Raw genomic sequence first — 5484 nt, forward strand, 5'->3', positions numbered from 1 at the left:
GCGAAGATAAATAATTGCTTCAACCAGACTGGTTCTTTCCATATAATAAAAACCTTTTTCTGTTGAATTGTTAAAAACATTAAAATACTAACGCCTGCAACAATTAGCCTTACGGTTAAGAAAAAAGACACGCTTAACTCACTATTATGTAGGACCCATTCCATCATGGGTCCTGTAGCCCCCCACAAAATAGAACCAATAATTATTAAAATTATTCCCTTTGACCGTTTCATGTTGACTTCCTCCCTTGTAACTCAAATATTTATTAGGTATTTTAACCCATATTTTAATTTTTCATGAATATATTGTTCTATGCTAATGACTATATTATCTATATTCTGTATAATTACTATTAGATAATTTTTATGGGGGACTGACGATGTATCTGCAGGAAAAACAACTGGATTTAAGTGAAGCTGTGTTAAATCATATACCATACCCTACCTTTTTGACAGATGAGGGTGGTAATATCGTTTGGTGGAGCCAAGAAGCAGAAAAGCACTTTGGATATACTTCCGAAGAAGTAAAGGGTTCAAATTTACCGTTTTTTAATGATTATACTCACGGTCACCTGATTGCCAAATGGGACAAAATTATCGCGAAAGAAGAACCAATTCGCATTAATTCAGTAACATTGTATAAAAAGGATAAACAATTATTAAAAACATCGCTTATACTAAAATCCCTAACTATTCATGATATAACGTACGTCTTATTCCAATTTGATACCGATCAAATAAAAAGTTCAGATCAAACAGCTTCATTTGAACTTGAAATCTTGAAGAAAGCTTTATCCCATAGCTTTATGGTTCTCTACCTTGATAAGGAAGGATTAATCATGCACGCAAACGATCTTTTCCTTAAAAAGAGTAATTGGACCCCTAAAAGAATCGTGGGTAAATCCTTTTGGCAGCTCTTTCCTAATACGACTGAGCATATTGCCGTAGCAGATGGAATAATGAACTCGATTCAAAGAGGCAGTACTTATCAAGGTACAGTAGAAAAAATGACTAAAGACGGGCTCAGCTATTGGGTCGACCTTATAGCTATTCCAATTACGGATATTGAAAATAATACGCTTTACTATATTCTTTTGGAAGAAGAAGTTACAGAAAAAAAATTATTACAAACCCGCCTAGAAGAAATTGCTTATGTAGATGCAGAAACAGGCCTGATGAGTAGACATCGTTTAGAACAAGTTGTTAATGAGCATATCGAGGAGCAAAAGAACTTTTCATTTGTTTTTATAAGCATCAATCAATTTTATACGTTAAAGGAAATACTAGATGTTGAAACAGAATCCTTCCTAATGATAGAGCTAACGAAAAGATTAAAAATCTACTTTGAAGATTCTATTATAGCTCGAGCGGGCAGAGATGACTTTGCCGTAATCACTCCACTAAGCGATTGGTATATTGAAGGGTTCATACATTTCTTAAAACAAAACCCAATTTATGTGGAAAACAAAGTTATCCCAATAACCGTAAGTGGAGCAATCACTAGATTCCCTGAAGACCAACAGACCTATTTACATCTTTTAAAAGCAACAAATACAACACTTCAAAAAGTAAAATTAGAGGGCGGGGGAATCATTTCATCCCTTTCTCAATCGGATCATCATAAGCTTACCAGATCCCTACAAATTGAAAAAAGATTAATAGAAGCACTCAACCATAATGACTTTCATGTTATGTATTTACCTCAACGTGAGGTGACTTCTGGGAAAGTTACTTCCGTAGAAGCTTTAGTTCGTTGGGAAGACGAAGTTCTTGGAGTTATTAACCCAGACGAGTTAATACCAATAGCAGAGGAAACCGGACTTATAAATGAAATAGGCATGTTTATGCTAGAAAAATCCTGCGAACAAGCTGCAATCTGGCAGGAAAAAGGCTTATCCGTTAAGGTTAGCTATAACTCTTCCATAAGAGAATTTAGAGATAAAAATATGGTCAAGGCTATACGTGCTGCGCTAAAAAAATATAATTGTTCTCCAGAACTATTACAATTAGAGTTTACAGAGAAGTTTGCATTGGAAGCTGAGGCAGAAAAAAATATTGTGAAGCAAATGCAGACCCTTCATCAAGAAGGAATAACTTTTGCATTAGACGATTTTGGTACGGGCTATGCTTCATTAAGATATTTACAGTTACTACCAATAGGCAAGCTGAAAATAGATAAATCTTTTGTAAATTCCATCATGCAACAAGAAAAACTTCAGCAACTGATCCAAGGTTTAATCCATTTTGGACAATCTCTTGGCGTGAAGGTTGTTGCAGAAGGCGTAGAATCAAAGGAACAATATAATGCACTAAAGGATATGGGCTGTGATGCAGTTCAGGGCTACTATATTAGCGAACCAATTACTGCAGATCAAGTTGAAAAGTTAATTAGATCTACAGAAAATGTATAATAGTAAAGAAGAGGTCTTGAATTACTCAGGACCTCTTCTTCTATAGTATAGCAAGATAGATAATACGCCTTAACATTATTATATGGATCATCCCACTTCCCCTATTTACAGCTCTATTAGCATTCCAGGAGTGGCTAGATCAATATTTTCATTTCCTTCATTTCTAGCACTTTTCAGCAGATTGTCTAAATCTCCGTAGTGTGGAAGGTGTGTTAAAATCACTTTTTTGGCTTTAGATTGACTAGCTAGTAGCCCTGCCTCTTTTGAATTCATATGTCCAGATGAACTGCCATCCATATTCTCATATAAACTACTTTCTACAATTAGTAAATCAGCCTCCTCAGCAAAATCAATTAGCTCCTTCATATAACTTGTATCTGATGTATACACTATTTTTGTATTTTCACTTTCAATTTTAATGCTATAAGTTTCGACCGGATGGATATTCCTCAAAAAAGTGAAAGTAAAGGGTCCAATATGTATCTCACTTTTTTCATTAAATGAGGAGAATTTAGAGTACTCTACTTCCTCCACTTTTCTTTTTATATCCTCATCATTAGGTCCGTATATTTGTAAATGCTCATTTGCTCTACCAATCTTAGTGTTAACTAATCTGGAGAACAAATAAGCACCAATGTCACTACTATGATCATAATGATAATGAGACAGCATGACGTGGTTTATATCATTCAAGTTTATATACTTTTGAACTTCCATTAGTACTCCACTTCCACAGTCTACTAGCACAGAAAAATCACCTTTTTCAATTAGATAGCCTGAGCAAGGTCCATTTTCTTTTGGATATCCTCCCCACATTCCAATTACCCTACATTTCATATGAAGCTCCCCCATTTCTTTTTCTTCCTAATTACTTTTTCGTCACTTCTCCTCCCACTTCCTCTTTTATAAAAAAAGCAGCTCCCGAATATATAATTTCAGGAGCTGCTTTATGTAATCTACTTAACCACGCCCTCAAAAAAACGGGGAGGATTATTTGTTCAGCTAGGCTTTACTTTCTTCTTCCTCAAAGTCTGTAGCCATATTTGTGTTATGATTTCAGCGAAAACTAGCCCCATTGCAACCGCTCCGGAAATCATTAAGGCAAGCGCAGCATATTCTACAGCTGTTCCGTAATCCTCCTCGACTACATTTCTCATTGCATTATAAGCAGAACCTCCTGGAACGAGCGGTATAATGCCCGCAACACTAAATATAATCATTGGCATTTTAAATTTTTTCGCCATTATATGAGCAACAAATGCAATAGAGAATGCACCAGCAAAGGTAGACACAATAGGATCATCAGTGTAATATCTCATAATCGAGAATACAAGCCAACCGACCATCCCAACTAATCCACAGTATATGAGGGATTTTCTCGGTGCGTTAAAAATTACTCCAAATGCGGCAGCTGCAATAAAGCTTATGATACCTTGTAGAACAAAAGTCAACTCGATCCCTCCTTATAAAGATAGTATAAATGCCACTCCTGCTCCAATAGCGAAGGCAGTTAGAAAGGCTTCTGCTCCCTTGGATAGTCCCGACATAAAGTGCCCTGCCATTAAGTCTCTGACTGCGTTTGTTATAAGCAAGCCAGGAACAAGAGGCATTACCGAGCCAATAATAATTTTGTCAATTTCAACGCCATATCCATAACGAACGGAAAGTGTGGCAATCATACTAATGATAAGTGCAGCAAAAAATTCAGCAAAGAATTTCACTCTTGTTTTTCTTTCCAGTAAATCAGCAACGGCAAAGCCTATTCCACCAGCAAGCATGGCGTGAGGAACATCTATTAATGACGCGCCAAATAACCATAAAAACGCACCTGATGCAACAGCAGATGCTGCTATACGAATCCAAAAAGCAATCATTTTATGTTCTTCATCTATCCTTTTTAACTCTTTGTATGCTTCTTCCAAGCTTATTTCTGCTGTGGCCAATTTACGAGAAACTGCATTTACGAGAGCAATCTTTTCCAAATCTGTTGTTCTATTATTCACTCTAACTAATCGTGTTGGAAGATTGTCTTTTCCACTAAAGAGGATTCCAGTTGGGGTAACAAAGCTTTGGGATTGGGTTAATTCCTGCGACAAGGCCATTCTGTCCATTGTATCCTCTGCTCGATATGTCTCTGCCCCACTTTCCATCATCAATTTACCAGCAAGTAAACAGCACTCTACCGCTAGCTCATAATCCGTTTTCATTGCCGTTCACCTTCCTTTATCTTCAAAACCTTTTTTTTATTAATTTCCCTTATAAGAAATGTTTAATCTAATATAACATTTACCTTAGTTAATTTCATAAATAGCCTACTAAAAAGTGATGGAGGCAAAAGAAAAAAGTGTTAAATTGACTAATGTCGACTTAACACTTTAATAAACTACCAAGCATCCAATTAATTGAACATGTGCGGTGACAGTCATCAATGCTTACAGTAATATCCATAACCACGTTAATATTTATTGAAATTAATAAGAAAGGACGCCCGTTTCCTTAAATGTATCCATATGATAGCTTTTCATTTCCTTCATCCCAATTGTAAAGATAGAGTTATCCGAGTAAATCAATCTGTGGATCATCGTTCCCCATTCCTCATATTGCTGTGCTTGGTTCACCTTGTTAAGTAAACTTGCCTTTACAACAATTCCTTTTTCTGGTGTTATTTCGTAGACGAATGCCCCATCCTGTTTATAGCTGCTATATTCCTGGCCTTCCTTTTTTTCATAAATAATAACGGGAAAGCCAAAAAGATTCTTTCCCCTATGTTCGAATAAGGCATGATGGTCATATACAATAGGGGAGTATGTTCCCTGCCCACCAATTACCTCTGTATCCACTTCCTTAGGATTGCTAAAATCGCTCACATCGAATAAAGAAATTTTAATCCCTTCTGTCTGTATAATAGGTTCCTTACTACCGACAGGTAAAACGGATGAAGTTTCATACCCAAACCCGATTAAATGCGATTCACCTAGCGGATGTAAATAGTTGCTAAACCCTGGGATTTTTAATTCACCAAGCACTTGAGGCTTAGTAGGATTGGCAACATCAATCACAAACAATGGATCTGT

Annotated in this window: 6 protein-coding genes; 1 reads left to right on the forward strand and 5 read right to left on the reverse strand. The window is 36.3% G+C overall.

Annotation, left to right across the window (positions count from 1 at the left end):
- On the reverse strand, positions 1–233 hold a 233-nt coding region (locus tag AC06OU_RS11405), incomplete at its 3' end, for an EamA family transporter (protein ID WP_475855879.1).
- A 146-nt stretch (positions 234–379) separates the two neighbouring features.
- On the opposite strand from AC06OU_RS11405, the gene AC06OU_RS11410 reads away from it, so the two are divergent.
- Positions 380–2410: a sensor domain-containing protein gene (locus AC06OU_RS11410; RefSeq protein WP_475855880.1), complete on the forward strand. Its 2031-nt coding sequence runs from the start codon at positions 380–382 to the stop codon at positions 2408–2410.
- Positions 2411–2515: 105 nt separating this feature from the next.
- Here AC06OU_RS11410 and AC06OU_RS11415 read toward each other — a convergent pair whose 3' ends face one another.
- The 4 genes from AC06OU_RS11415 to AC06OU_RS11430 form a co-directional block, all read right to left on the reverse strand.
- The gene (locus AC06OU_RS11415) at positions 2516–3247 is read right to left on the reverse strand and encodes an MBL fold metallo-hydrolase (protein WP_475855881.1); all 732 of its coding nucleotides are present in this window, start codon (positions 3245–3247) and stop codon (positions 2516–2518) included.
- A gap of 161 nt (positions 3248–3408) precedes the next feature.
- Complete coding sequence (locus AC06OU_RS11420) at positions 3409–3861, reverse strand: threonine/serine exporter family protein (RefSeq protein ID WP_475855883.1); 453 nt, start codon at positions 3859–3861, stop codon at positions 3409–3411.
- Between the two features lie 12 nt (positions 3862–3873).
- A complete protein-coding gene (locus AC06OU_RS11425) occupies positions 3874–4617 on the reverse strand; it encodes a threonine/serine exporter family protein (protein ID WP_475855885.1) in 744 nt (247 codons plus the stop codon).
- A 264-nt stretch (positions 4618–4881) separates the two neighbouring features.
- On the reverse strand, positions 4882–5484 hold a 603-nt coding region (locus AC06OU_RS11430), incomplete at its 5' end, for a beta-propeller domain-containing protein (RefSeq protein WP_475855887.1).

The organism is Psychrobacillus sp. (assembly GCF_056205495.1).